We start from the raw sequence: 26,433 nt of genomic DNA, 5'->3' as shown, positions 1-26,433 counted from the left end.
ACAAATGTAAACTACCGCAGAAGCGATAACTGGCTTTCAGGTGGTTCAAAGCCTAAATGTCTCCAGGCTGCAGGAGTTGTCACGCGGCCTCTGGGGGTACGGTTCAGGTAGCCGATTTGCATCAAGTAAGGCTCGTACACCTCCTCAATGGTTTGAGCGTCCTCTCCAGTGGCAGCGGCCAGAGTATCAAGGCCAACTGGCCCGCCTCCGTAGTGTTCAATAATGACACTGAGCATCCGGCGGTCTGTCCAATCCAACCCGCAAGGGTCAACGTTAAATAGTTCTAATGCTTCAGCCGCGATCGCCTCATCAACGGCTGTATTAGGCCGTTTTACCTGCACATAGTCCCGCACCCGCCGTAGCAGGCGGTTCGCAATCCGAGGCGTGCCCCGAGCTCGGCGAGCAATTTCGGCTGCTCCATCCCGCTCAATAGAGGTTCTGAGGATCTTGGCAGCCCGCAAAACAATCTCAGTCAGTTCGTCAATTTCGTAGAAGCGTAGGCGTTGTACCAGACCAAAGCGATCGCGCAAGGGTGAGGTCAGCGCTCCCACCCGAGTTGTGGCTCCCACCAGGGTAAATTGTTGTAGCGGAATACTCCGGGTTCGAGCGCTCTGACCTTTGCCAATGGTGATGTCAATCCGTGAGTCTTCCATGGCCGGATATAGAATCTCTTCCGTCATCCGGGATAGGCGATGGATTTCGTCGATAAACAACAGATCTCCTGGTTTCAGGTTAACGAGCAGCCCAACAATGTCACGGGGGCGCTCCAAAGCAGGAGCGGTGGTAATTTTGCAATCCACCTTCATCTCAGCAGCCAGAATTAACGCCATGGTTGTTTTTCCCAACCCTGGCGGGCCATATAGCAGTAGGTGATCGAGCGGTTCCTGTCGCGCTTGGGCCGCCTGAATGGCGATCGCCAGTACCTCTTTCAAGTCCTTCTGTCCGACATATTCTGCCAAACGCTGAGGCCGTAACCCCTCTTCAGACTTTCCTGTGTCCTCGGGCTGTCGTTCGGGCTGCAAAATTTCCTCAGCAGGGGTATTCTGCTGAAGTGAGGCCAAAGGAAGGTCCGGCTGGATGGGCGCTGGTGCTTGCTTGGCCCGACGGCTGGTTTGCCCTGAAGGGGAGGGCTCGGGTTCGGGAGTGATGGGTTTGGAAGAGATGATCGCCATATCACTCGGAGGTGAGCAGGATTATTAGAATACTAATGCACTATTGAAGCCCTTAAAATGCATTCGTTCCCGGAAAATACCTTAAAGCTGAAACTTTTACGACAAAGGCGTTTCATGAAACCTCTCTGCCATAAAAGTTTCAGCCCATCATAACGCTGTTACATAGAGCGGTACTTTGTACTCCTTGCCGGAGGGAGTACCGGTGCAATGTTGAGTGATAGATGATAGGGATGGCAGATGACGAGGGAGAATAGCGATGAATATTCCAACAACGGTAAGTTTTGAAGAGGCGATCGCCCACACCCATCAGCTCATGGAGGCTCTAGAGCAGGAAGCCCTGACGGATGCTGAAATTGAACATACTCTGGCCCAATTAGTTAGTACCGAAAATGGCGCTCGGGGCTTCTTTGTGACCTACCTGACAGACGATCGCCCCCTGGCAGACCACCCTTCTGAAGCGGTTCTTACGTCTCTAAAATCTTCACCTGATATTGTCTCGGAGTTGTTAGTGAAGAACCTGGCCATGTCGTCGGCAATGGCGATCGCCCACCGCCGCAACAACAACGAAGACATGGCGCAGGGCTCTGACCGGGTGCGAACTCGTACGCTCAATCTGGTACAACAGCTTCAATTACCCCAGATTGCCACCAAGCTACAGCAGCTAAATGAGAGCGCTACCACTGGCCAGGGGGTTTATCAATCCTTCCTGGATCGATGGAATTACGATGCTGAGCAACGGCAGGTCATTCAAGTGGCGACGCAGGAGGCGGTAAGGCAGGAGGCAGACGGGGAGCAGGGAAGCGTTTGAGGCGTGAGGGCGTCCTGAGAAATTGATTTTTTTGCGATTTGAAGGGAGGGGCAACCATGACAATTGGGTTGCAGAATTGGCTAGGCCAGCAGGTGGTTGATAATACGCTGTCACCGGTGCGCTCGGCGCTGGATCAGTGGTTGGCGGAGCATGGGTGGATTCTATTTCTGGTGAATCATCCCCTGGTGCTGTTGGGGCTACTGCTGCTGGGGTTGTTTCTGATTTCGGGAGTGTGGCGGGCCCTCAGCCGACTGAGTGAGAATTTGTGGATTTTTATCGTGGGTCTGCCGTTTCAAGTGCTTGGATGGTTCGGCTTACGGGGAATTTCGTTGCTAAAACAGCGGACACAGCCACGCGTTAGCGGAGCACCCTCCCAGGAGAATCGCCTGACGGAATTGCTGAATCGCCTGGATGCATTGCGTGAAGAACAGGAGACAGTGCTGAAGGAAGTGCGATCGCTCCTGGAGCAATCCCCTCAACGTTAATCAGGGCTCACCTTACTCTTCCAAAACTGGCCAAAGAACCACAACCCTGACAACGTCAACCAATTCAAGATGTGTACGCGGCCATCAAAAAGGGTGACATCCAAGAACCCATAGGCAAAACAACCCCAGAAGCCCAAACCGTAGGCTAGCAACACACCGTTTTCTACAGGGGGGAATTGTTGGCTGAGCCAGACTCGCGCTGCCCGGTAGCAAATATAGCCAACAAACAACGTAACCAACGCGGTCACAATCAGGCCCATCTCGCTCCCCAGCAGCAACCAGATATTGTGGGGATGAAACATTTTGGGATAGTTCACCGGGTCAAAGGTACGGGGAGGAAACAGAACCTTATAATTTCCTGGCCCCCACCCTAGCCAGGGGCGTTCGCGGATCAGGTCGATGGCAACTCCCCAGGCTCCAGTGCGAGGGTCTTTCGCCCAGTTGTCGGAGAGCGATCGCCCCCCAACTCCAAACAAAACGGCACCTCCTGCCACAGCCACCAGACCGATAAGGCCGCTAAGTAAGAGTGTGAGATTGATGCGGGTTAGCAGCAGAAACACACCAATTTGCGAAATGGCGACCAGTAAACCATTGCGGGAGCCTGAGGCAAAAATTCCGATGAGGCAGGAGAAGGTAGCAGCCAGCAGCCAGAGGTTCTGACGCGTCAGGAGAGTGCGTTCCCTTTGCTGCCCCAACTGGCTGAGCAGCAAGCCCAAGCCTAGACCAAAAACAATGACCAGGTAGCTAGCAAAGGCATTGGGATGATCGAAGGTAACCACTGCCCGCCCCCGATGAGGCTCCAACCGTAAGGCTTCTATCCAGGGAATTGTTTGCCAGGCTAGCGGTAGGGCAGGAGACTTGAGGCCATATTCCACCAGGCTCAGCAAGTTGAGAGGAAGAATGGTAAGAACCAGATCTGTTGCCGCTTGCTGCCAGTGCTCAATGCGATGGAATACAAGGGGTGCTACGGCGAAAAAGAGGAAGTAGGGCAAGAAGTTGCCCAGTTGCAGAAAGGCCTCTGGACGGCTATAGGCTACGGTGCTACTGAGCACCATCAAACCTATTATCAGGAGTAGGGCTCGGCCTGTGAAGGAATCGAGTGCCGTGCGTTTGGCTTGGCAGGTTATGAGGGTAACAACCAGGATGCCCAGAAAACCCAGGTAGGAGGCGTAGGGCAATAACACGAGACTGGCTCGTAGAACTTTACGAAGAGACGGAGAAGGCGATACCGCCGTCATAACATCAGTACGCCCCTTCGCCCGATATAACCACCCAAACGGTGCGGATCAGGATGTATAGATCGAGCCAAACTGACCAGTTGCGGACGTAATAAGCATCCAGGTTGACCCGCTCCTCATACGGTAGGTTGTTGCGTCCGGAGACTTGCCATAACCCGGTCAACCCCGGCGTCACTTTGGTATAGAGGGAAAATTTGTCACCATAGCGCTCGATCTCTTCCGTGACGATAGGACGTGGCCCTACTAAGCTCATCTCGCCTCGTAGAATATTCCACAACTGCGGAAGTTCATCCAGGCTAGTTTGCCGCAGAAATCGCCCAACCCGTGTTACACGAGGGTCATTCCGCAGTTTCTGATTCAATTCCCAATCTTCCCGTAGCTCAGGATGCTGGTTGAGGTAATCCTTCAGGACGGTGTCCGCGTTCTGAACCATAGAGCGAAACTTCCACGCTTTGAATAGCTGGCCATTTTGTCCAATACGGCTCTGCCGATAAAAAATGGGGCCAGGGGAATCCAGGCGAATAAGCAGAGCAATTAACAGAAAAATGGGCAGAATAAAAAGCCCACCGATCAGAGTCGTCAAACGATCGATGAGAAACTTCATCAGACGTGGACCGGGAAGCAAGAGCTGTTGCCGGATTTCCAGCCCCAGAATTCCTCCCATGTCTTTAGCGGCTACCCAGAGGCTAGAGAACCCGAACAGGTCGGGAATGATCAGCAGGTGGGCAAAGGTTTGACCGTATTGTTCTAGCAGGCTGAGGAGCCGCTCGCGTGGTACCCCTGGCATGGCCACAATCGCGTAGGGGATATGGCGAGCTCTGGCGATCGTTGGGGCCAGCTCCAGTCCTCCCAAAACAGGAATGTCTAAGAGAGAACCGTGCTTCTCGGGGTCATCGTCCAGGAGGGCAACAGGCTTGAGCCCGATCCGGGGGCGGCGCTGTAGTGTACGAACCACCATCTCCCCAGTTTTTCCGGCTCCCAGGATGATCACCGGGTAGCCCCACCAGCGCTGTCGGGCAAAAAAATGGCGGCTCAAGGCACGACCCGCCAGTACCAGTACGATGGATAGAAACCAGGATGTTAGAAAAATACCCCGGGAATAAACTTCGCCCTCTTCTTGTAGAAATACGGTTGACCCCAAAACGAAATAGACCAGACTGGTGGAAATGCTCACACGTCGCAATTCATCCACCGGGCTGATCGCTACGCCAGGATATAGACCCGAAGCCGCATAAGCGACGACAAAGAGACCTGAAACCGGTAGGAGCTGCCAGTATAGGGTCGGTGCAAAGTTTCCATGCAGCAGCAGGCGCACCCAAAAACTCACTAGCCCAGCAGTACCCAGGGCTAGCAAATCGGTCATGATGGTGACGGCAACTGTCGGTGCTGATCGCGTTGAAACGCGCAGCCCGGACAGTGTAGGTCTTGAAGCTCGGTCTAGCTGCATTAAATTTAATTACTACTCCTCACGCTTTAAATTTATGCCATGCTGTCACCGAAATTCTGTCCACCGTTGGTCAACAAATTGAAAAAACTCTCGCCGAAAGCGATCGGGAGCAAAACGTTCGGCGTGGAGACGGAGGACTTCTATATCAAAGGATTGAGCTTGTGTTTCAAAGAACTGTACAGCTTCTACTAAACATTCGACAGTTTGTTGTGGAAACAGGATCCCAGTTTTTCCGGGAATCACCGTTTCAGTTGCACCCCCTTTACCGTAAGCGATGACTGGAGCGCCTGCCGCTTGTGCTTCTACAACGGTGATGCCAAAATCCTCTTCTGCCGGAAATACAAAGGCTTTGCAGCGTTGCAGGTAATCTTCCACGACATCGTCGGGTTGTCGCCCCAGCAGTTGAACATTAGCAGCCGCGATCGCTTCCACCCGTTTCCGATCCGGCCCATCCCCAATGACCACCAGGGGTAAGCCCAGTCGGTTAAAGGCTTCTACGGTCAGATCTACCCGTTTGTAGGGCACAAATCGGGACACCGTTAAATAAAACTCCTCTCGATCCGGGTTCGGTCGAAACCGATCCACCGAGACGGGAGGATAGATGACTGTTGCGTCCCGACGGTAGGTCTTTTGCACTCGGCGGGCAACAAAGTGAGAGTTTGCCAGAAAGTGATCCACTCGGCTGACGGTCGCCAGATCCCACAGCCGCAGGTAGTGAAGGATGATCGCTGCGGCGATCGCCCCCACCCCCTTCTTCAACCCCGCCCCCTGCAAGTACTGCTGCTGCAAATCCCAGGCATAGCGAATGGGGGTGTGGATGTAGCTGATGTGGAGTTGGTCAGCTCGGGTCAGTACCCCCTTAGCAACCGCATGATTGCTTGACAGAATTACGTCGTATCCCTCCAGGTCGAACTGCTCGATCGCCAGAGGCATGAGCGGCAAATACTTACGAAAGTGCCCCTGAGCAAAGGGTAAGTTTTGCAGGAACGATGTGGTAACAGGGCGATGTTGAATGAAAAATCGTAGCTCCTCGGACAGAAAATCTACCAGGCTAAACAGGTCAGCCTCTGGAAAAGTCTGGAGCATCTGTTCACAGACCTGTTCAGACCCTGCATAGGTGACAAGCCATTCGTGGATAACTGCCGTTTTCATGCCTATAACCGAATTTTTGAGAGAATCGAGTGCCCCTGAAAGGGCTCTCCGCTCAGAGGGTTAAATGCTAGAGGAAGTGGAAACGCTTCTAGAAAAGCGTCTGGTGACCATTCGATCGGTTCCCAATTCTTGGTGACAACCTCGATGACCCGCTCCCAGTTGGTCCGCTGGTGCCTGTCCTGCCGATAGACAAAGCGCTGGGTTGCCCCTATACCCCAATAAAAATCTCGAATGCGGTAGTCAATCTTCGTCTGGGGGAACATCATCGACATCACGTCACCACCTTTGCCTCGATAGTGGAGATAAGCACAGGGAATGCCGTAGGCTTCTGCAATGACCAGACCATGCAGGCTGGTGCTCACAATACACTTGCAAGCCGTAATTTCGTCAATTAAGTTGGCGATCGCCTCAATACTATTGGGAGTGACGAAGGTATTAAAGAACCGCACCTGTGGTTCCATGGTCGGGGAAATCCAATAGCGCTTCAAATTAGGGCGCACAGGTGCATGGGCGCGAGATTCCTGAAGTTCCGAGATATGAACAACAACTCCCAGGTCGTAGCGCTTCTGAGAGGCCCCAGGAAAAAGGCTGGGTAAAAACCAGACGGGGTCACCGTAAACAGCAGGGATTTCGATGCCAAACTTTTGAAAGACTCGTGCGCTAGCCGGCCCTCGCAGGGCGTGAACTTTCACGGTGGTGTCGGGAGGAATTGTATAAAGCCCTGGTGCATCTTTTGGCCCCCGAGCCGGGTTAAACCCCGTCCCCCAATAATGAACGGTTCCCCCCACAAACTTATGGCCAATGGTGCCTACGCAGGCGAGCCGTTCCGTCTGCGACTCGAAGCGGTGATAAGCAATTGGTAAGCCAGATAAAGCACTGACAATAATGGGGCTGAGGGCATCTCCAAGGTTGGCGTCAGGGTTATTGGGTGTCGTCGCAGCCCAGGTCAAAGGCACTACGTATCCCCTATCATCCAGTTGGGGCAGCATTGTAGCTTTGCTACCAGGCTCAGCCAGGGGAGCCCGTGGGCGAAATAGATTTGCGACGGAGTCCGCAACCATCCGTTTTGGAAACTTTCGGAGGGGTGTCAGCATGGAATTTGCACCAAGGAACCAAATTTCAACAGGGGAAGCTTGTTACAGTAGACTATCATCATGAACTTTTGATTCACTGGGTAATCTTACTTAGTGGATTAAGAATCGATACGTTAGGTATTTGCGACCGCCAGTCTAGGGAGAATTGCGGATCCGCTGAAAGTGCGGGAGATACACATTGCCCCTAATGTTCTAATTTTCCTGCGTGAGTAGCTTAGGTGATCTGTAATCTTGTCCGGGTTACAGAGATCAGTGGTGTGATATGTAGTGAACGAGGCAGAATCAGACGCATGATTGGGATACCAAAATGGGGCGATCGCCGCAGCCTGGAGAGTTACTGGGATCTGCTGGTGCTTCTGGTGCAAAAAGAATTGAAGGTACGCTACAAGAAGAACGTTCTGGGCTACGTCTGGTCGATTGCGAATCCTCTGGCCTTTGCCTTTGTCTACTTCTTCGCCTTTAAAGTTGTAATGCGCATTAACACGGAGGCTTACCCTCTGGTGTTACTCTCCGGGCTCTTTCCCTGGCAGTGGTATGCCAACACCATTACAACGGCACCCAATTACTTTATTAGTACATCGGCCATTATTCGTAAGGTCAGCTTCCCCCTCAGCACAATTCCGCTGGCCGCAACCCTCAACAACATGCTGCACTTCCTGTTTTCAGTGCCAGTGCTCGTGTTGATGCTCTTCTTTTATCATCGGATGCCGACGGTAAACTGGATTTATGGATTGCCGTTGCTCATTGTGATTCAAACCACAACGCTCTATGGCATCTCCCTGATGCTATCGGCCCTCAACCTGTTTCTGCGAGATATTGAACGGGTTGCTCAAATCATCGCTCAGTTTGCCTTTTTCTTTACCCCCATTGTCTATACCGTCGATTTAATTCCCGATCGCTACCTCGTTCTTCTCCCCCTTAACCCAGCGGCTCCCCTCATGGTTAGCTGGCGTGACTTGATTCTGAACGGTCAATTTGACTGGATGTATGTCTCGATTAGCGCTGGTTATGCCCTGCTATTTCTAGGGCTGGGCTACTGGGTATTTAGCAAATTGTCCTATCGTTTTGCGGAAGTGGCATGAGAGAGCCCGTTATTGCATTTGACCAGGTGTCGAAGTCTTATCCCTTTTACCACCATGTACGAGGGATTAAACACCTACTTTTTAACCTACCCCGCAACGTGAAATCGTTTCAGCAGAACCAATACGAGGCTCTGCGCGATATTTCCTTTGAGGTTTATAAAGGGGAGCAGTTTGGCATCATCGGCCACAACGGTGCTGGAAAAAGCACAACTTTGCAATTGATTGCAGGGGTGTTGCGGCCGACCTCCGGGCGGATTGTTGTGCGGGGTCGTATTTCCCCTCTTCTGGCTCTGGGGGCTGGCTTCCATCCAGACCTGACGGGGCGTGAGAACGTCATTTTCAACGGCGTACTCATGGGCTTAACTCGGCGCGAAGTGATGGCCCGCCTGGAGGAAATTGTAGAATTCTCTGAGCTGGGTGATTTTATCGATCGCTCCATCCGTTCTTATTCCAATGGGATGCTGGCCCGACTGGGATTTTCCGTGGTGGCTCACCTGGATCCAGAAATTCTGCTGATCGATGAGGTCCTGGGGGTCGGTGATATCCGCTTCCGCCAGAAATGCATCAAAAAGATGATGGAATTTAAGAACAACAAAGTCACGATGGTGCTGGTGACCCACTCGGTTAATAGCGTGATGCAGATTTGCGAACGCGCCATGTGGATTGAGGATCACACCGTCAAGATGATTGGTGATTCTCAAAAAGTGGCTAGGCTCTATTGTGAAGCGGCGGGTGTTCCTCTCAATTCTCAAGAAAACGTGGGAATGGCTGAGTTGGAAGCCCCAGCTATCTAACACGGCTTAGTAGGAGTTGTCTCTCATCCCCGGAGAACTGATGAGTGGGTACGTTAGGATGGGAGCAAGTATTAACTTTTCGATCGGTATTACTGAGCGAAAATTAATCCTGAATGGGGCATGTAGCAGGCGGAGCGTCGTATGGGACTATTGGATCGCATCGCACGGATTATTCGCGCCACGTTAGGCGGCTGGGTCAGTCAAGCTGAAGATCCAGAGAAGATCCTGGAGCAAACAGTGCTGGATATGCAGGAGGATCTGATTCGGTTGCGGCAAGCAGTAGCCCAGGCGATCGCCACCCAAAAGCGCACCGAACGTCAGCAAATCCAGGCAGAGTCTACCGCCAAGGAATGGTATCAGCGGGCACAACTGGCCTTACAGAAGGGCGAAGAAACCCTGGCTCGGGAAGCGTTGACGCGCCGCAAAACCTATCAGGATACGGCCACCGCTCTCAAAACCCAATTGGAGCAGCAAAATTCCATTGTCAACCAGATGAAACAAAACATGGTGACCTTGGAAGGAAAGCTGGCAGAGGCCAAGACCAAAAAAGATATGTATATCGCTCGGGCCCGCTCGGCAAAAGCTTCAGAGAAGCTGAACGAGATGTTGGGCAATTCGGGCATGAACAACAGCATTGCTGCCTTCGAGCGTATGGAGGAAAAGGTGCTGGAGTTGGAAGCCCGTTCGGAGGCGATCGCTGAGCTCAATTCTGACTCTTTAGAGTCCCGCTTTGCTTCCCTTGAGAGCGGCAATGTGGACGCGGAATTGGCTTCCATGAAGGCCCAATTGCTCGGAGGTTCTACCTCTGGCAGTCTTCCCGCTGCGGCTCCTGAAGATCCTGAACTCGCCAAATTGCGGATGCAAATTGAGGAAGGAGGTTGATAGTTCGGGTACATCTGCGCACACGTACCATCAACCAAACTGGGCTTAAGCGGTTTCTAACCAGTCATAAATTCGATCAAGCTGCTCTAAAGTGACCAGGCCATACTGCCACAGCACCATAGGGAGCGGGCCAGGATCTTGTTCACAGTGCCGCTGAGCGATCGAAATGGCGGCATCTGGTACACCCAGTTCTTCCCGCAGAAATTGAATGAGATGGGCATAGCTTGTTGGTGTCATCAGATGTCCCTCCCTAGTTCTCAGGGTGAGCAGGTCATTCAGTGGGGGTTGAATGGAATAAACGGGGGCTCTCCGCTGGCGAGCCCAGGATTGAGCGGTATTGCCATTTTGGATGAGACTTGCCGTTTCGTCCGGTAACAGGGCCACTTGTTGATCCGTCCTGGTAAGTCCTTCTGCACCTTTAGGAAAAAAGCGCTCTGGTACTGGGCTTGACCGTTAGGCCTTAGCGTGACGATCACCCAAATCAGGGGCAGAAGGGCTCAGTGTCATATCCCCAAGGCTATGCTTTAGGATAGCGAAACTTTCTTACACTGAACGGATCAAGCTCAGAGTAAGGGATTAGGGGTGTTACCCCTTCCGCGATCGCACGCTAGTTTTCAAGTAATTGGGAGAGAATTCAACCGCTTGCCCGTAGATTCCTCAGGTTGTGGGTCATAAAGCCCAATAAGACGAGCGTCTGATACATTTTGGTTACAGCGAAAAGAGAGCTTGGGGTTTACCTAAGCTCTCTTTTCGCTGTAACCAAAATAAACGGAAGTATAGGTCAGCTTGGCAGCCGTTGTTGAAGATGGGCAATCAACTGATGGGCCGGAACAACCCCCTCAATCCGGTCTACAGGCTTGCCCTGGCTAAATAGCACTAGGGTAGGCAGTGCATAGATATGGTAACGGGATGCTAACTCTGGGTACTTTTCCGTATCAATCTTGATGATCTTTATCTGAGACTTGAGGGATTGGTTAACCTCTTCTAGAATCTTGGCCATGAGCTGGCAAGGGCCACACCAGTTAGCGTAAAAATCCACAAGAACAGGCTGATCGGAATCGGTGATCAGCGACTCGAAACTAGAAAATTCTTGCTTGACCGCCATGCTAACCTCGCTAATTGTAAGGTCGTGTCTCCTATGGTAGGGCAGAAAAATTCGGCTGTGGGGGCGATCGTACCCAAATGGGTAGGGTTCTGTGAACCTATGCTTTAGGTTCTGCCTTAAAGCACGGCTTGGTCATACCGCGCTGTCAAAAACCTTTTACCGCCACAAAGCGACGGTAAAGGAGGCCTCTGCTTCTGAGGTTTGGAGAGAGGATGCCGTTGCCCTCGTTCAAAACATTAGAGGGATCCAAATGCCGTAAGATAGCGAAGGACGATTTTTGCTGGGATGTAGCCAAACCCTACGTTGCCGCTGCTCTTGCAGCCGTGGCTTGGGGTTCTCCAACGGCAATTTCCTGCAAGTCGACTGATCGTTGAGGTGATCCTGAGAGGTGTGTTGATGACCGAATCTGCGAAGCGATTGCAAGACCAGGTGGCCCTGGTAACCGGAGCATCCCGTGGCATCGGTCGGGCGATCGCCCTGGCCCTGGCGACGGAAGGGGCCAAAGTAGTGGTGAACTATGCCAGCTCTGCCACGGCAGCGGATGAACTCGTGGCTGAAATTGCGGGTATGGGGGGAGAGGCGATCGCCCTCAAAGCTGACGTTTCCAAGGCAGATCAGGTAGATGCCCTTGTCGCAGCCGTGATGGAGAAGTGGGGACGGGTGGATATCCTCGTCAACAACGCCGGAATTACCCGTGACACCCTGTTGCTGCGGATGAAGCCTGATGACTGGCAAGCCGTTATCGACCTCAACTTAACCGGCGTTTTCCTGTGCACCCGTGCCATTAGCAAAATTATGCTGAAACAGCGATCGGGGCGGATTATCAATATCAGCTCGGTTGTGGGAGAAATGGGCAACGCAGGCCAGGCCAATTATAGTGCGGCCAAGGCGGGGGTTATCGGTTTCACTAAAGCTGTGGCAAAAGAAGTTGCCAGCCGTGGTATCACCGTCAATGCAGTTGCGCCGGGTTTCATTGCGACAGACATGACCCATGGTCTCAACGGCGATGACATTCTGAAGATGATTCCCCTATCCAGGTTTGGGCAGCCCGAAGATGTGGCCGGGGTTGTGCGGTTTTTAGCGGCTGATGCGGCGGCCGCTTACATTACAGGGCAGACCATCAATGTTGATGGTGGTATGGTGATGGCCTAATACTTCAAGAAGTGCGCAGTACTTTGTACCGTGCACTTCCTTTTAAGGACAAGGGTGGAAGCTTTGCTTCCACCCTTGTCCTTAAAACTGTTGGGAAAATCTTTCAAGAGCAATCTTCCCAAACGGGCTCAGGGATTAGATTTCTTGTATGAATCGTTGCACGGCTTCGGTGGGCAACGATTCATACTCTCAAAAGCCGATTCATGCAGGAGGTCTATCAGCAAGTGGCGATGGGGGAGAGGATGATATGGCGATCGCAGTCAATACTCAGCCAACCCTCCTCCCGAAACTGACTAATCAGACGAGTGACGGTGACGCGAGTCGTGCCGATAGCACTGGCGAGCTGCTGATGGGTTAGCCTGACTCCCAGTCGGGTGCCTTCTCGTATCGTCTGCCCAATCTCCTGCTTGAGTAAAAGCAGGAGATGTCGCAGCCGGTCTTCCACGCGTCGATAGCCCACAATCGCCAGAATAGCCTCGGTTTGTCGAAGTCGTCGGGAGGTCTGTTGAAAAATGCCTTGGGTTAGTAGTGGTGACTGCTCAACCTCCACCCAGGTCAACCGCATTAGATCCACATCTGTCAGCCCTACCGCATGATATGGACGAATCAGCGTGAGCGGCAGACCAAAGGGCATTGAAGGGCAGGCTAAGCCTAGCAAAGACTCATCTCCCGTGTCGTAGAGTGTCCCTAACTGAACAACACCCCGACAAACGACCCAAATTTCATGTGGCGAGAGAGGAATGTCCTGGCCACTGCGGAAGGGGTGTAGTGTTCTCCCCTGATAGACCTGCTCCAATAAGTGACGCATATCGGTTTGAGGAGCGACTTCAAGGGGAAAAGGCTGTAGCATAACTCAACTCTGCCGTCTAGTATTGCCGCTTACAACAGTAAGTGTTTTACCTAAAGACCAGGTAATTAGAAGTTTCAGTTCAGGTTAAGGTTCTAAAGCTATGGATCTTCTGTGGCGCGGCAAGCTACGAGTATAAATTGCTGGAATTGTGTATCTATTCCGGCATAGTCACGGGCGGAATCGCTAAAATGGGGAGGTATCCATTGATCAAGCTACCCCTCCGACCAATCTCCATCATGTTTCTGCATTCTGGTCGGTATTTGTGCTTGAATGATGTCAAAAGGCCGAACATTTCCCAAAGTGATGCACTTTTTTGCAGAACATCCTGGAGCGTTAATGGATGGGATCACGCTTTTCTCGCATCGGGTACATTTGATTCAGAATCAAATCAGGGAATGCTGTCTATTGAGACTATGGACGATATGAGTAGACAGCCATTAAATCCTCCTGCCATGCCACCGGGCACTGCCTTCTTTCCCTGGGTCAAAAAAAATCTGGTGCTGATACGGTGGTGTGTAGATTTCCTTGATCTGTGGTTCCTCACTTCTACCAGGTATTTCCCTTCTATAGCTTAGGGGAGTCCCTGGTTTTTCCCGTTTTTGCATTGTCCGTTCAGGAGAAGCAACACATGCTACACCGCAAGATTTATCAATTCTGTTGTGACGGTCGCGAAGTCTGGATTTTCTTGCGGGACCAGCAGCGATGGTTAGAGCGAGCTCGGATCCTAGACATTGAGGGAGATCTGGTTACCGTTCGCTACGAAACCGAAGAGGAGGACGAAATTTGCTCCTGGGAGGAGATGATTCGTCTTGAGAGTATTGGTTCCGTCATGCAGAAATTGGCAACGGTGCCTCGCGGAGATGTAGAGCCTCTAGTTTCGGAGGATTGCCCCGAAGCTGAGCAGATCCGCAATCATCGCCCCGATGGCAACGACTAGAGTTTCTGTAAGAGAGGGTGGGGTGCTTCGCATCCGCCCTCTCTTTTTGCTTTGAGTTTATCTTTCCAGGAAAAAGGGTACCTTGCTACCACAGCAAGGTACCCTTTTTCTAAGAAGTTACAACGCGATGGTTGCTCCTGAGCCTTTCTGAAACCTTGGCAACGCCCGGTTAAAGGGTTGCCCTTGAGCTGTCAAGATTTTTTTACGTTTTCTGAAGGTGATGGAGATATACTAACTACCGTTCTAGATTTACAGCTCAGCTTCTCCTCTCCTTTGATCGCTTCTGTGTACCCTATCGGCCAGCTACGTGTGGCTTCACTACCCCGGGATGAACCCGGAAAAGTGAATTTCAAAAATTTTGCCTCAACAAGATCTTAAACTTGCGTCAAAATTACCCCGAGGCGATCGCTTTTCCTGGATTGATCTAAAGGATTACCATCAGCCCTTCCTTTCTAAACCCACCCCTTTCCGATGCAGCCTCATCATTATCATTTTTTGTACGATATCTTAGCGTTTCTGATGGCGGCGGCGGTTGTGCTCGTTAGTACACCGATCGTTAAAAAAATTGGTCTTTGGAGTGGTTACGTGGATCTGCCGGGTGGCCGTAAGGTTCACCAGGATCCTATCGTGCGGTTGGGGGGCGTATCTATCTTCCTGGGAACGGTTGTGGCGTTGCTGACCGTTTGGGGCATGGGTGGATTTGGCGTATTACCCCCTGATAAGGAGTATGAAATTTGGGGTGTCACCCTGGGTGGCCTCGCTTTCTTCCTGATTGGCCTGGCGGATGATCTGTTTGGGCTATCACCTTTTGTGCGGTTGGTGTTTCAGGTGGTGGTAGCGGCGATCGCCTGGTCCGCAGGGGTGCACATTGATTTCCTCACCATACCCTTCATGGGGCTGGTGCAACTGCCTGCAGCGATCAGCATGGTCATTACAGTGATTTGGCTGGTGGGAATGGCCAACGCGATTAACTGGATCGACGGTCTGGACGGTTTAGCGGCTGGAGTTTCAGGCATTGCTGCCGTTGTCATGCTCATTGTTTGCCTATTTATGAACCAGCCCGCAGCAGCACTGGTGGTGGCATCTCTGGCTGGGGCAGCCCTCGGTTTCCTGCGGTACAACTTTAATCCGGCCCAAATCTTTATGGGAGATGGAGGTGCGTACTTTATCGGCTTTACTCTAGCGGGTGTCGGTATTGTGGGGCTGGTTAAGAGTGTCACGACCGTAGCGGTATTGCTGCCCTATGTGATTTTGGCCGTTCCTATCCTTGATATGTCGGCGGTTATTTTAGACCGATTGCGCAACGGTAAGTCTCCATTTATTGCGGATAAGCGACACCTGCATCACCGTTTGTTAGAGGCAGGGCTCCCCCACCGGACGACCGTACTATTTATCTATTCCCTGACGTTTTGGGTTGGGAGTTTGGGGCTGGCGCTGTCAGGAATTCCCAGTGGTTTAGCCTATGCGATCGCTGGAACTGCCCTGCTGAGTTACGCGACCTGGAAAGCGCGCAAGCAGGTCCGCTCCTGAATTTTGCTCAATCTCAGTGGTAGATTGCATCCCATCTCGATTCCATCAGGTTGCGCTCAACTGTTTCAGACGAGGCCGCTATGACGACCGTTCCCTCCGGGGCAGAAGTAATTTGTGTAGGCACCGAGCTGCTCTTGGGTGATATCCTCAATTCGAACGCGCAGTTTCTCGCCCGAGAACTGGCCCAACTAGGGATTCCCCACTACTTCCAAACTGTCGTGGGGGACAATATGACCCGATTGCATCATGCGATCGAGGTCGCTTCCAAACGCTCCTCCATTCTGATTTTCACCGGTGGGTTGGGGCCAACCCCAGACGACCTGACGACAGAGGGCATCGCCACCTACTTTGACACCCCTCTGACCGAACGCTCTGAAGTCCTGGAAGATATTACCCGTAAGTATGCGGCTCGGGGGCGTGAGATGGCTCCCAGTAATCGGAAGCAGGCACTTCTTCCAGTGGGGGCGGATGTGCTACCTAATCCGCTCGGTACGGCTCCAGGCCTTTTGTGGGAACCCCAACCCAACCTTATCCTGATGACCTTCCCAGGGGTGCCGTCCGAGATGCATGCCATGTGGCAAACGACGGCAGTGCCCTTTCTCAAACAGCGTGGCTACGGTCAAACGCTCATCCACAGCCTTATGCTGCGGTTTTGGGGCATCGCGGAGGCCACTCTGGCTGAAAAGGTTGGTGAATTTTTAGAGTTGGAGAATCCCACCGTTGCCCCCTATGCCGGCCACGGAGAGGTGCGGCTACGGGTATCGGCTCGGGCTGCTTCAGAACCGGAGGCCGAGGCACTAATTGAGCCTGTCGCACAGCAGTTACAGGCGATCGCCGGTCTAGACTACTACGGTTCCGACGAAGATACCCTATCTTCTGTAGTAGGTCGCTTGCTACTGAAAGCAGGACAAACCCTGTCAGTTGCTGAATCCTGTACCGGAGGTGGATTGGGCCAGATGCTCACCGCTGTTTCAGGTAGCTCTGCTTACTTCCTGGGGGGTGTCATTTCCTACGACAATGCTGTCAAAGTAGGGCTGTTGGGTGTCTCTGAGGCTGACCTGGAAACTCATGGGGCTGTCAGTGATGCTGTAGCCCAACAAATGGCAGAAGGGGTGCGATCGCGCCTCAACACAACCTGGGGTTTAAGCATTACAGGTATAGCTGGGCCCGATGGCGGCACAGACGAGAAACCTGTGGGTTTGGTCTATATCGGTTTGGCTGGGCCTAGTGGGGTGAAGAGCGATCGCTTCCAGTTTGGTGCCCATCGCAAACGGGATTTTATTCGTCATCTGAGCTCTTGTACAGCCTTAGATTTGTTGCGACGAGAGTTATTAGAAAGCTAGGGCAGATTCCCTGTGTCTGGCTCAAGCGAGAAGGGGTTAGGAGATTTCTGCATAAGAATCTACCCAGGATGTTGGTGCTTTGCCCGCGAAGCGGGCAAAGCACCAACATCCTGGGGGTAATTTCATTGTTGGAAATCTCCTGAGGCCTGATTTGGGCATGTAGAACCAGGGTTTCACGGCTCCAAGTCTAACCTAAATAAGGAATACCCATTTTTAAAGAAACAACCGCGAGATTTTGCCTGAGAATGGGAGTGGGATATTGCGTCTGTACTGAAACCCCCGTTTGGATCCCTCATAACGCTTTTGATGAGTATCTCCTCCTCGGTTCTAGACGAGCTATTGCAGCGATCGCCTCACCTCCGTCCTCAGTTGTATTTCAAGTCTTCGCTGACGGCCCTCTCTCATGCGATGGAAGATCAGGTGTTGGCGGCTGCGGGGCACCCATTGGTGATTGCTAATTTCCAGCAAGAGCGATTTTATCGCCAGGAAGCCCATCGCTATCGCCGTATTGCCACCCTCAGCTCGCAGGTCTATGTTCTGGCGGCTCCAGAAACCAGCTTTACGGATGGCCCCCAGGACTATGAGCTCATCGCCTTTGAGCCCGATGACCAACTGACTCAGGAATGGCACCTAGTGGTCATTGGGTCTAACTATGCGGCCTGCCTCATCTGTCGAGAGCGATTTTATGCTCCGGATGGCCCGGAGGCGATGGATCAGAACCGACGTTTTGAGGGCGTATGGACGTTTGATCGACAAATCAGTTGTCAGGCTGCTGAAATTTTGCTGGAGCGAATCCAGGCGTATCGACCTGACCTTAAAGCTAAAATTGCTGACGCTAAAGACCAGCTGAGAGAAACGGCACCCCCAGCGGCAGAGGTTGCCGCGGATCCCTTTGTTCAACGGCTGATTACGCACCTCCAGGCGGGGCAATATAAGCTGTTAAAGGCTTATCGTTCCATGGCGAGTCAAGAGCGTCGGGAACGGTTGGTCAACTCTATTGTCATGGCCATTCGCGAGTCCCTTGATCCGGCAGAGATTTTTCGGGTAGGGGTACAGCAGTTGCAGCAAGCGATGGGCGTTTGTCGCTGTATTGTCTACCGCTGCAAAGCGAGTGATGCTACAGCCCAGATTCTCTATGAGGCTCGCCGCGAGGAGACTATTCCTTCCCTGCTTGGGCAAACCTGGCCGTTGCAGACAAATCCTCTTTTTCAGCAGGTGGCTCAGACACGACGAACGGTGGCGATCGCCAACACCATCGCGGATCCTGCTCTAGAACTTACTCCTCTGCAACCTACCCTGGAACAATGGCACATTTATTCCTGGCTGTTAGTGCCCGTGGTGTATCAGGGGCGGTTACTGGGTGTGGTGGAGCTACATCACTGTATGCCACAACCTCATGCCTGGTCTGAGGAAGAACAGAGTCTGGTGGAGGCAATTGCTAATCAATTGGGGGTCGCCCTGATCCAGGCGGAGTCTTATGCCAACTTAGGAGATTTGAACGAACAGTTAGAGGCTCTGGACCGAACACGTAGCAACCTGATTGCGATCACGGGCCACGAACTGCGTACGCCCCTCTCAACGATTCAGATCTGTTTGGAGAGCCTGGCGAGTGAGCCAGATATGCCCCTGGAGTTACGTCAGGTGATGCTTAATACGGCTCTGACCGATGCGGAGCGGATGCGCAAATTGGTGCAGGACTTCCTCACGCTGTCACGGTTAGAGAGTGGACGGGTCGAGTGGCACCTGGAACCTCTGGCCATTGGAGAATGCGTCAGCCTGGCTTTAAGTAGCATTAAGACCCGACAAAACGAACTGCAACTCCCCGAAATTAATGCGCAGGTATCAGAGGAATTGCCTCTGGTGCGAGCGGATGGGGAACGGCTAGTGGAGGTATTGTCCAAACTGCTCGATAATGCGTGCAAGTTTACAGAGCCTGAGGGAGAGGTGGTGATTGAGGCTCATCCGAATGGCGATCGCATGCTAGAAGTGACCATTACCGATACCGGGCGTGGCATTGAACCAACCCAATTGGAGGCCGTATTTGACCGCTTCTACCAGGAAGAGGGAGCACTTCGTCGTACGGCCAGCGGTACAGGGCTGGGTTTAGCGATTTGTCGCCAGATTATTCTGGCTATGGGAGGACGGATCTGGGCCGAATCGGATGGGCGCGATCGCGGCAGTCGCTTCCATTTCACTGTGCCGATTGCCAAAGAAAATGGTAGATCCTCCGCCCGCCCGTCGGAAACGGTTCCTACTGCTCCAAGCCGGAAGCGCCGTTCTGCAAAAGATGCTCCTAAAGCGAAATAACTCTACAAACCATTAAATATGTGGTTGTTTTGGGAGGGTACTAATGCCCCTCTCACAACAATCCCATATCTAAACAGCATTCAAATAGAGGAGGTGATAGGTGCCCTGCACCTATCACCTCCTCTATTTGAACGTCAGTTCAGGATAAGCCGAACCGCCCATTATTGCGTGCGCGTCGCGCACGCAATAATGGGCTTTTTCGAGTGCCGCGCGAAGCGCGGCACTCGAAAAAGCCCTTAACCCAAACTGAGGTTATTTGAATACCAATGAATTCACTCCAACACATGTATACCCTTGCGGGCATAGCGAATGCGTAATCTGAGTCCTAAAGTAATTTGCTTCATAATCCAATAGAGAACCGTCAAAATTCCAAAGGTAACGATTATGACGGCGACGGGTCTACGAGCTGTCAAGGTGTTGACCGCCACTACTAAAACGCTACCTGGATCGACAACCAAATCCCAACTATTCAGCCGAATGAAACGGCCTAAGAAGATACCGATCGCGCTCATGCTATGCATGATGAGCTCTGCCGGTACAATCCAGCGTTCTGCCCCCCGCTGCTTCAAATAATAGCCCTGGTTGAGAAGCGAAATGACGTAGGCTTCAAAGCCTAACAGAATAGCGGTGGCATGAAGTGGAATAAAAACAATGGCAATGACCCAGACAGGAATTTGCCCAGAACTTGTGCCTCGAATCAGGTGGATAACATCGGTCAATAGGTAAGGTGCATTAGGTAGAAAGGCAATAAATGCCACTAGACCCATCCACCAAAGGAATGTCCGAAAGCTGCGCTGCCGTTTGTATAGCCAAATGCTCAGCATCGAAGCGATGATACACAGGGAAAATAGCCAAAAGACTGTAACTTGAGCTGAGAATTCACCCGCCAGTACCGACTGTGTGACATTACCCACGGCTCTCACAATATGGCGGTAACGGGGAAAAAAACCAATCGCTCCAATAAAGCCGACTATTCCACAGAAACCCCATAACCAGGGCTGAGCAATGGCTTTGCGACGAAACAGCAAAAAGCTAAGAACGAGAGGAATAAACGCGAGAAATAAGTTCCACCAAATCCAACCGCTGTAAACGTTATTGAAGGCGGCCAGCACATCTATTAGTCGCGATCGCATAGGTACAGCATCCGGTTGAATCAAACTACTACCCAGGTTAACCTTCCTGCCGGGAAGAAAGGATTCCTGAGATTTGTCAGGATTTGTGAATTGATTTAACCTGAGTTCGGGTTATGGGCGTCGAGTGTCGCGTGAATCTGCCATATGTAATGCCACTTCTCACTAGCTAGCAGATTCATAAAGGCGTTGCCTTCGGCCTTACTAATATCCTAATAACTTGATACATTAGTACTGTATAAACATGAATTTTAGTAATAAGAAGAAACGTTTTACTGGGGAATTTTGATAGCCCTAAATATGGAGCCAGTTTTCTAAGAAAAACCGAAAAGAGTCTAGATATAGTAGCTAGAATCGGTTACTCTTAGCTCATTCCTGTTGGGCGTTGGTTTATGTCGTTTGTTGGCCTGCATGTTCACAGTAGCTACAGCTTGCTCGATGGAGCCAGTCAGTTGCCAGCTCTGGTGAAACAGGCTGAGGAATTAGGGATGCCTGCGATCGCCCTCACCGATCACGGCGTGATGTATGGGGCGATCGAGCTGCTGAAGGTTTGCAAGAACAACGGCAACGTCAAGCCCATCATTGGCAATGAGATGTACGTCATCAATGGCGACATCACCAAGCAGGAGCGCCGCCCCCGTTACCACCAAGTGGTGCTGGCGAAGAATACCCAGGGCTATAAGAATCTGGTTAAACTGACGACCCTCTCCCATCTACAGGGGGTTCAGGGGAAAGGGATCTTCTCGCGCCCTTGTATTAATAAGGACTTGCTGGAGCAGTACAAGGAAGGCTTAATCGTCACCAGTGCGTGTCTGGGCGGCGAGATCCCTCAAGCCATCATGCAGGGTCGCCCGGAGATTGCCCGGAGGGTGGCAACCTGGTACAAAGAGCAGTTTGGCGACGACTTCTACCTGGAATTGCAAGATCACGGTTCTCCCGAAGATCGGATCGTGAATGTAGAAATCGTTCGCATCTCGGAAGAGTTAGACATCAAATATATCTGTACTAACGATTCCCACTACATCTCCTGCTTCGACGTAGAGGCCCACGACGCGCTTCTCTGTATCCAGACAGGTAAGTTGATTTCTGAGGATAAGCGGCTGCGCTACAGCGGTACGGAGTATCTGAAATCTGCCGATGAGATGCGGAAGTTATTCCGGGATCACTTGACTGAGGATGTGGTTGAGCGGGCGATCGCCACCACCCTTGAAGTTGCTGAAAAAGTCGAAGGCTACGATATCCTCGGCTCGCCCCGTCTCCCCAACTATCCCATCCCCGAAGGCTACACTCCCGAAACCTACGTCACGAAGATTGCTCGCGAAGGTTTGGTGGAGCGATTGGGGTTGAGCAGTCTGGAGGAGGTGTCGGAGGAGTATCGCGATCGCCTTGAATTTGAACTAGATGTTATCCACCAGATGGGCTTCTCCACATACTTCCTGGTGGTGTGGGACTATATCAAGTTTGCGCGAGATCAGGGCATTCCTGTGGGGCCAGGTCGGGGTTCGGCGGCGGGCTCCCTGGTGGCGTACTGTATGCGGATCACCAACATCGACCCGGTACATCATGGCTTGCTGTTTGAGCGGTTCCTCAATCCCGAGCGGAAGTCCATGCCAGATATTGATACAGACTTCTGCATCGATCGCCGTGACGAGGTGATCAAATATGTGACGGAGAAATACGGCAAGGATCACGTCGCCCAGATCATCACCTTCAACCGCATGACCTCCAAAGCGGTTCTGAAGGACGTGGCCCGTGTGCTGAATATTCCCTACGGGGAATCTGATCGTATGGCGAAGATGATTCCCGTCATGCGAGGCAAACCCGCCAAACTCAGCAAGATGATCTCGGATGAGACAGCCGCTCCCGAGTTCAAAGAGAAGTACGACTCTGACCAACCCATCCCCAATACCGATCCCCCTGTCACCTATCGCCGCTGGATCGACATGGCCATGCGGATTGAGGGAACAAACAAGACCTATGGGGTTCATGCGGCAGGCGTTGTGATTTCTGACACGCCCCTGGATGAAGCTGTACCCCTGCAATACAACGATAAGGGCTCAGTGATCACCCAGTACTTCATGGAAGACATCGACGCCATGGGTCTGCTGAAGATGGACTTCCTGGGCCTCAAGAACCTCACCATGATTCAGAAAGCGGTCGAGCTGATCGAGCGTTACCACAACAAGACTATCGATCTCGATCGCCTTCCCCTGGATGATCCTGAATCTTACAAGCTGCTGGAGAAGGGCTGGCTAGAAGGCATCTTCCAATTGGAATCTTCGGGGATGCGCCAAATTGTGCGCGATCTGAAGCCATCCGGTCTGGAGGATATTTCATCCGTTCTCGCCCTCTACCGTCCCGGTCCGTTGGATGCGGGCCTAATTCCCAAGTTCATCAACCGGAAGCATGGTCGAGAGCAGATTGACTACGCCGCTGAGGTGCTGGAACCGATTCTGCGAGAAACTTACGGCATCATGGTCTACCAGGAGCAGATCATGAAAATTGCCCAGGATATGGCGGGCTATACCCTGGGACAGGCTGACCTGCTGCGGCGAGCGATGGGTAAGAAGAAAGTTTCAGAAATGCAAAAGCACCAGGCTCAATTTGTTGGAGGGGCTCAGGAGCGAGGCATTGAGGAAAAGGTAGCCGCAGAACTTTGGGATCAGATGGTGCTGTTCGCGGAGTACTGCCTTAGCTACGAAACCCCAGTTTTGACAGTAGAGTATGGCCCCATACCCATCGGCGAAATTGTCGAACGTGGCCTGAAATGCTCCGTTTACAGCATGAATGATGAGGGCTTGATCTATACGCAACCGATCGCCCAATGGCATCTCCGTGGTCTCCAATCGGTGTACGAATATCAACTGGATGATGGCACCATCATTCGCGCAACTGCTGACCACCAATTCATGACAACGGATGGTCAAATGATGGCGATCGACGACATTTTTGAGCAGGGTTTGGAGTTGTTGAAGTGCCCTGTTGGTGGGCGTCAGCCTACTCTGGCCTAGACCCAGGCTAGTTTCATTGTGGCAATAGTTTTGCTCTGCATTACTGTTTAGAATTTGCAGAGAAAATTTGAGATGGGAAATGTTATGGGGAAGTACGGTTGCTGCAAGCTATGGGGCGATCGCAAAACCTATCTCGTTACACTTTATCCGTGAAATTACAAGCATCTATTTTTTGCTACTTCATTGCGTTATTAAAAATGCCAAAACCCTTGTCTGACCTATGTTCAGCTCATTTTTGGATATTATTTAGCGGTAATCTTTAACAATCAATTGGGCCTTATTGAAGAGGCAGTAAAATCAATAGATTTTCTAGAGACATCTATTTTGGGTTTGCTTAGGATAGCAGTGTTGAGGTTGAAGTGCTTCAGACGGTTCATCTACCACGAACCTTGCCACAAACCGACACCAAACCACACTATTCAGGCACCTCTTTTAGAGACATTATTATGCTGAGAATCAAACAACTGCTGACAGTTATGAGTCTCGCTGCCGGAAGCGCTTTGGCGATGGGAACAGCACCGGCTCAAGCTTTAGGCTTTTCGTTTTCCCCGTTCCAGTTCAGCACTCAATGGCAAGGCTCTGCTCCTACAGGTGATGTGATGCTGAAATCCATCACAACCGGTGGTAAAACCACCAGTGATTTCTACACAGTGACCGGGGCAAATATTCTGCAGAATGATGCCCGCGTTCCTGGCGTCAGTGATTCAGGTGCAGCCAGCTCTGACCGGGGTGACGCCGTGACCAATTACGGAACTGTTCAAGAAGATGCATCCAATGCCAGCATCGTCTCCAGCCTGGGCAACCTGAACTTGAACAGCATCATCGACACCGAAGATCGAGGTGGCTTCACCATCGATGTCACCTTCGGGAAAGCCATGAATGAGTTTCTGTTCTGGGAGCGTGGTATGAACAGTGCTCTGAAAGTGCAGGCTATAGGTGAAGGTGATACTGTCCTGGCTGAGTACTTACTAAACAGCCGTCCTGGTCAAGGCTTCAATTTCGCGGGCTTTGGTATCAACACGACTGAAATCAACGAAGTGCAAGCCGTTGGTTCTCTGGGGCTTAAGCTGGCGGGTGGTTACACCAATCGTCTCCGCCTGACGAGCGTTAAGAATAGCAGCCTTTACAATGGCCCTGACTTCAAGGTAGTTGGTGCGAATCCTGTACCCGAACCCATGACGATTGTTGGTACAGCCATGGCAGCTAGCGCGTTCGCCGCTGCTCGTCGTAAGCGCAAAGCCGCTGCAGAGCAAGCATAAACATAAAACGAATACCTAACGAGGTGGGTGAGGGCTTTGCCCTCACCCACCTCGTTGCATAAATCCTCTGGGTTTATCAAGAACGGTGCTTTAAAATCTGGTTGTTTTTGTGAGAGCTTCGCTCCGCAAGGCTCTCACAAAAACAACCGTGGCTGATTCAATCACAAAGTGCTGTAAAAGGCTGCTTCCAATGGTCCTCATACGCATAGCGCGTGAAGAGTCATTTGGAACGATCTCTAGCGCTTTAAGGAAACCCTAAATCATTTATGAGATGAGTTGTAAGAAAGGATGTGGGCTTCGGCCGCACCCTTTCTTACAACTCGTTTGGTATTGCCATATAGCACTCAGCCCTATAAGAAAAGACCCCTTAAATCCTATGTCTTGGAGGTCGTTAAACCTTTAATTCCAGAGGCATGCTTTAGCCTTCCATCACCCCCGTTGGCGAGTCTGCAAAGCGCTTGGGGAAGAAAATTGGAGAGGCAACTTTGAAGAAATAGGGACGCTATACTGAATTTAATACTTCTTTACATATGGGTTATGCAAACGGCGATCGCTCCCATCCACGGCAAAACCTGGGAATGGCAGGGACATTCCATCTACTACGTTCAGGCTGGAGAAGCTCGGAGCGATCGCCCGCCGCTGTTGCTTGTGCATGGGTTTGGTGCTTCCACCGACCACTGGCGCAAAAATATTGCAGGGTTACAGTCCGATTTTCAGGTTTGGGCCATTGATATGTTGGGGTTTGGGCGTTCAGCCAAGCCTGCTTTGGAGTACAGTGGCAACCTCTGGCGTGACCAACTCCATGACTTTATTACCCAGGTTATTGGGCAACCGGTAGTGCTGGCTGGGAACTCTCTTGGAGGCTATGCTGCCCTGTGTGTAGCCGCTCAACGGCCTGAGTCGGCAGCCGGTCTAGTTCTGCTGAACTGTGCTGGCCCGTTTACAGAGCCTGAGCCCCAGAGGCCTCCTCACCCCTTGCAGCAAACCTTTGGGCAGGTAGCGCGATCGCTTCTGTTACAACCGTTGCCTAGCTTCCTTTTGTTCCAATATGTCCGCCGTAAATCGGTTATCCGGAGTACTCTCGAAAAAGTCTATTTAGATAAAAGTGTCATTACCGATGAATTGATAGACGATATTTATCGTCCCTCTTGTGATCCGGGTGCTCCCCAGGTGTTTGCTTCAGTATTTAAGTCACCTCAGGGAGAGCGCAATGACGTTTTGCTGAGCCAAATGCAATGCCCGTTGCTCATGTTATGGGGTGATGCGGATCCGTGGATGAACTCGCGAACCCGAGGGGCCAAGTTCCGCCAATATTATCCGAATTTGACGGAGCATTACCTGCATGCAGGGCACTGTCCCCATGATGAAGTTCCGGGCCAGGTCAACGGCCTGCTACGTGAATGGATGTTGAATACGGTTGTGCCCGGGTTACAGTAATTCGTACAGACCCCATGAGTTTCTGAAATCTGTATGAATGGTTTAGACCATTTTTGGGTCTATTAATATGACATTTGATTAAATAGCCGTGAGCTAACTCTACTTATACCGTTTTAATATGAAGCTGCGCCAAATAGGGCTTCGAGAATGAAATCGTAGGACGTCAATGACGCAACCCTTTCAGGGGAAATCTTGTCGAGTTCCGAGGTCAGGAGTTT

At 51.7% G+C, this 26,433-nt stretch carries 22 protein-coding genes; 13 read left to right on the top strand and 9 right to left on the bottom strand.

Going from position 1 to position 26,433, the window contains the following annotated elements:
- Positions 1-11: 11 nt before the first annotated feature.
- Positions 12-1,172, bottom strand: coding sequence for a Holliday junction branch migration DNA helicase RuvB (gene ruvB / locus H6F91_RS06315; RefSeq protein WP_190770704.1), 1,161 nt, complete (start codon positions 1,170-1,172; stop codon positions 12-14).
- A gap of 256 nt (positions 1,173-1,428) precedes the next feature.
- Here ruvB and H6F91_RS06310 point away from each other — a divergent pair, with 256 nt between their 5' ends.
- Complete coding sequence (locus tag H6F91_RS06310) at positions 1,429-1,980, top strand: hypothetical protein (protein ID WP_190770703.1); 552 nt, start codon at positions 1,429-1,431, stop codon at positions 1,978-1,980.
- Between the two features lie 56 nt (positions 1,981-2,036).
- On the top strand, positions 2,037-2,465 hold the full coding sequence (locus tag H6F91_RS06305; protein ID WP_190770702.1) for a hypothetical protein: 429 nt from the start codon (positions 2,037-2,039) through the stop codon (positions 2,463-2,465).
- Here H6F91_RS06305 and H6F91_RS06300 read toward each other — a convergent pair.
- The 4 genes from H6F91_RS06300 to H6F91_RS06285 are packed head-to-tail and all read right to left on the bottom strand — an operon-like array spanning position 2,462 to position 7,396.
- On the bottom strand, positions 2,462-3,703 hold the full coding sequence (locus H6F91_RS06300; protein WP_190770701.1) for an O-antigen ligase family protein: 1,242 nt from the start codon (positions 3,701-3,703) through the stop codon (positions 2,462-2,464). The two genes, H6F91_RS06305 and H6F91_RS06300, sit on opposite strands and share 4 nt — an antisense overlap.
- A gap of 4 nt (positions 3,704-3,707) precedes the next feature.
- Complete coding sequence (gene wbaP / locus H6F91_RS06295) at positions 3,708-5,150, bottom strand: undecaprenyl-phosphate galactose phosphotransferase WbaP (protein WP_190770700.1); 1,443 nt, start codon at positions 5,148-5,150, stop codon at positions 3,708-3,710.
- Between the two features lie 45 nt (positions 5,151-5,195).
- Entirely contained in the window at positions 5,196-6,302 is a 1,107-nt protein-coding gene (locus H6F91_RS06290) for a glycosyltransferase family 4 protein (protein WP_190770699.1), read from the bottom strand.
- Between the two features lie 2 nt (positions 6,303-6,304).
- Entirely contained in the window at positions 6,305-7,396 is a 1,092-nt protein-coding gene (locus tag H6F91_RS06285; RefSeq protein WP_190770698.1) for a polysaccharide pyruvyl transferase family protein, read from the bottom strand.
- 290 nt (positions 7,397-7,686) lie between these two features.
- Between H6F91_RS06285 and H6F91_RS06280 the strand changes: the two genes are divergently transcribed.
- From H6F91_RS06280 to H6F91_RS06270, 3 genes are all read left to right on the top strand, one after another.
- Positions 7,687-8,478 (top strand): ABC transporter permease, encoded by a 792-nt coding sequence (locus tag H6F91_RS06280; protein WP_190770697.1) that lies wholly within the window; start codon positions 7,687-7,689, stop codon positions 8,476-8,478.
- Positions 8,475-9,272, top strand: coding sequence for an ABC transporter ATP-binding protein (locus tag H6F91_RS06275; protein ID WP_190770696.1), 798 nt, complete (start codon positions 8,475-8,477; stop codon positions 9,270-9,272). The genes H6F91_RS06280 and H6F91_RS06275 overlap by 4 nt, the downstream gene beginning before the upstream one ends.
- 141 nt (positions 9,273-9,413) lie before the next feature.
- Positions 9,414-10,154, top strand: coding sequence for a PspA/IM30 family protein (locus H6F91_RS06270; protein ID WP_190770695.1), 741 nt, complete (start codon positions 9,414-9,416; stop codon positions 10,152-10,154).
- A 45-nt stretch (positions 10,155-10,199) separates the two neighbouring features.
- Here H6F91_RS06270 and H6F91_RS06265 read toward each other — a convergent pair whose 3' ends face one another.
- Positions 10,200-10,391: a DUF2949 domain-containing protein gene (locus tag H6F91_RS06265; protein WP_190770714.1), complete on the bottom strand. Its 192-nt coding sequence runs from the start codon at positions 10,389-10,391 to the stop codon at positions 10,200-10,202.
- 544 nt (positions 10,392-10,935) lie between these two features.
- The gene (gene trxA, locus H6F91_RS06260; protein ID WP_190770694.1) at positions 10,936-11,259 is read right to left on the bottom strand and encodes a thioredoxin; all 324 of its coding nucleotides are present in this window, start codon (positions 11,257-11,259) and stop codon (positions 10,936-10,938) included.
- Positions 11,260-11,655: 396 nt separating this feature from the next.
- Here trxA and fabG point away from each other — a divergent pair, with 396 nt between their 5' ends.
- The gene (gene fabG, locus H6F91_RS06255; RefSeq protein ID WP_190770943.1) at positions 11,656-12,411 is read left to right on the top strand and encodes a 3-oxoacyl-[acyl-carrier-protein] reductase; all 756 of its coding nucleotides are present in this window, start codon (positions 11,656-11,658) and stop codon (positions 12,409-12,411) included.
- 217 nt (positions 12,412-12,628) lie between these two features.
- On the opposite strand, the gene H6F91_RS06250 is transcribed toward fabG, so the two are convergent.
- A complete protein-coding gene (locus H6F91_RS06250) occupies positions 12,629-13,261 on the bottom strand; it encodes a Crp/Fnr family transcriptional regulator (RefSeq protein WP_190770944.1) in 633 nt (210 codons plus the stop codon).
- Positions 13,262-13,889: 628 nt separating this feature from the next.
- Between H6F91_RS06250 and H6F91_RS06245 the strand changes: the two genes are divergently transcribed.
- The 4 genes from H6F91_RS06245 (at position 13,890) to H6F91_RS06230 (ending at position 19,378) form a co-directional block, all read left to right on the top strand.
- Positions 13,890-14,198, top strand: a complete 309-nt coding sequence (locus tag H6F91_RS06245) for a DUF6679 family protein (protein WP_190770951.1) — start codon at positions 13,890-13,892, stop codon at positions 14,196-14,198.
- 519 nt (positions 14,199-14,717) lie between these two features.
- A complete protein-coding gene (locus H6F91_RS06240) occupies positions 14,718-15,728 on the top strand; it encodes an MraY family glycosyltransferase (protein WP_242035659.1) in 1,011 nt (336 codons plus the stop codon).
- A gap of 80 nt (positions 15,729-15,808) precedes the next feature.
- A complete protein-coding gene (locus H6F91_RS06235) occupies positions 15,809-17,071 on the top strand; it encodes a competence/damage-inducible protein A (protein ID WP_190770946.1) in 1,263 nt (420 codons plus the stop codon).
- A gap of 306 nt (positions 17,072-17,377) precedes the next feature.
- Positions 17,378-19,378, top strand: coding sequence for a DICT sensory domain-containing protein (locus tag H6F91_RS06230; RefSeq protein ID WP_190770947.1), 2,001 nt, complete (start codon positions 17,378-17,380; stop codon positions 19,376-19,378).
- 272 nt (positions 19,379-19,650) lie between these two features.
- On the opposite strand, the gene H6F91_RS06225 is transcribed toward H6F91_RS06230, so the two are convergent.
- Entirely contained in the window at positions 19,651-20,535 is an 885-nt protein-coding gene (locus H6F91_RS06225; RefSeq protein WP_242035658.1) for a DUF1361 domain-containing protein, read from the bottom strand.
- A gap of 365 nt (positions 20,536-20,900) precedes the next feature.
- On the opposite strand from H6F91_RS06225, the gene H6F91_RS06220 reads away from it, so the two are divergent.
- The 3 genes from H6F91_RS06220 to H6F91_RS06210 all read left to right on the top strand — a co-directional run bounded on the left by H6F91_RS06220 (position 20,901) and on the right by H6F91_RS06210 (position 26,215).
- Positions 20,901-23,519 (top strand): DNA polymerase III subunit alpha, encoded by a 2,619-nt coding sequence (locus H6F91_RS06220; RefSeq protein WP_190770948.1) that lies wholly within the window; start codon positions 20,901-20,903, stop codon positions 23,517-23,519.
- A gap of 446 nt (positions 23,520-23,965) precedes the next feature.
- Positions 23,966-24,778, top strand: coding sequence for an exosortase-dependent surface protein XDP2 (locus H6F91_RS06215; RefSeq protein WP_190770949.1), 813 nt, complete (start codon positions 23,966-23,968; stop codon positions 24,776-24,778).
- Between the two features lie 537 nt (positions 24,779-25,315).
- Complete coding sequence (locus tag H6F91_RS06210; protein ID WP_190770950.1) at positions 25,316-26,215, top strand: alpha/beta fold hydrolase; 900 nt, start codon at positions 25,316-25,318, stop codon at positions 26,213-26,215.
- Positions 26,216-26,433 lie beyond the last annotated feature (218 nt).

Source organism: Leptolyngbya sp. FACHB-8, from assembly GCF_014695575.1.
Lineage (GTDB): Bacteria > Cyanobacteriota > Cyanobacteriia > Elainellales > Elainellaceae > Vacuolonema.
Note: the sequence above shows the minus strand (reverse complement) of the source record. Positions and strands in the feature narration are given on the sequence as shown.

What these genes read in the sequence shown, in the direction of transcription:
- H6F91_RS06220 (WP_190770948.1), top strand. Translation starts at nt 20,901, where the DNA reads ATGTCGTTTGTTGGCCTGCATGTTCACAGTAGCTACAGCTTGCTCGAT.
- H6F91_RS06280 (WP_190770697.1), top strand. Translation starts at nt 7,687, where the DNA reads ATGATTGGGATACCAAAATGGGGCGATCGCCGCAGCCTGGAGAGTTAC.
- H6F91_RS06265 (WP_190770714.1), bottom strand. Translation starts at nt 10,391, where the DNA reads ATGACACCAACAAGCTATGCCCATCTCATTCAATTTCTGCGGGAAGAA.
- H6F91_RS06305 (WP_190770702.1), top strand. Translation starts at nt 2,037, where the DNA reads ATGACAATTGGGTTGCAGAATTGGCTAGGCCAGCAGGTGGTTGATAAT.
- H6F91_RS06215 (WP_190770949.1), top strand. Translation starts at nt 23,966, where the DNA reads ATGCTGAGAATCAAACAACTGCTGACAGTTATGAGTCTCGCTGCCGGA.
- H6F91_RS06230 (WP_190770947.1), top strand. Translation starts at nt 17,378, where the DNA reads ATGAGTATCTCCTCCTCGGTTCTAGACGAGCTATTGCAGCGATCGCCT.
- ruvB (WP_190770704.1), bottom strand. Translation starts at nt 1,172, where the DNA reads ATGGCGATCATCTCTTCCAAACCCATCACTCCCGAACCCGAGCCCTCC.
- H6F91_RS06235 (WP_190770946.1), top strand. Translation starts at nt 15,809, where the DNA reads ATGACGACCGTTCCCTCCGGGGCAGAAGTAATTTGTGTAGGCACCGAG.
- H6F91_RS06290 (WP_190770699.1), bottom strand. Translation starts at nt 6,302, where the DNA reads ATGAAAACGGCAGTTATCCACGAATGGCTTGTCACCTATGCAGGGTCT.
- H6F91_RS06210 (WP_190770950.1), top strand. Translation starts at nt 25,316, where the DNA reads ATGCAAACGGCGATCGCTCCCATCCACGGCAAAACCTGGGAATGGCAG.
- H6F91_RS06270 (WP_190770695.1), top strand. Translation starts at nt 9,414, where the DNA reads ATGGGACTATTGGATCGCATCGCACGGATTATTCGCGCCACGTTAGGC.
- fabG (WP_190770943.1), top strand. Translation starts at nt 11,656, where the DNA reads ATGACCGAATCTGCGAAGCGATTGCAAGACCAGGTGGCCCTGGTAACC.
- trxA (WP_190770694.1), bottom strand. Translation starts at nt 11,259, where the DNA reads ATGGCGGTCAAGCAAGAATTTTCTAGTTTCGAGTCGCTGATCACCGAT.
- H6F91_RS06285 (WP_190770698.1), bottom strand. Translation starts at nt 7,396, where the DNA reads ATGCTGACACCCCTCCGAAAGTTTCCAAAACGGATGGTTGCGGACTCC.
- H6F91_RS06275 (WP_190770696.1), top strand. Translation starts at nt 8,475, where the DNA reads ATGAGAGAGCCCGTTATTGCATTTGACCAGGTGTCGAAGTCTTATCCC.
- H6F91_RS06240 (WP_242035659.1), top strand. Translation starts at nt 14,718, where the DNA reads ATGGCGGCGGCGGTTGTGCTCGTTAGTACACCGATCGTTAAAAAAATT.
- wbaP (WP_190770700.1), bottom strand. Translation starts at nt 5,150, where the DNA reads ATGCAGCTAGACCGAGCTTCAAGACCTACACTGTCCGGGCTGCGCGTT.
- H6F91_RS06245 (WP_190770951.1), top strand. Translation starts at nt 13,890, where the DNA reads ATGCTACACCGCAAGATTTATCAATTCTGTTGTGACGGTCGCGAAGTC.
- H6F91_RS06310 (WP_190770703.1), top strand. Translation starts at nt 1,429, where the DNA reads ATGAATATTCCAACAACGGTAAGTTTTGAAGAGGCGATCGCCCACACC.
- H6F91_RS06300 (WP_190770701.1), bottom strand. Translation starts at nt 3,703, where the DNA reads ATGACGGCGGTATCGCCTTCTCCGTCTCTTCGTAAAGTTCTACGAGCC.
- H6F91_RS06250 (WP_190770944.1), bottom strand. Translation starts at nt 13,261, where the DNA reads ATGCTACAGCCTTTTCCCCTTGAAGTCGCTCCTCAAACCGATATGCGT.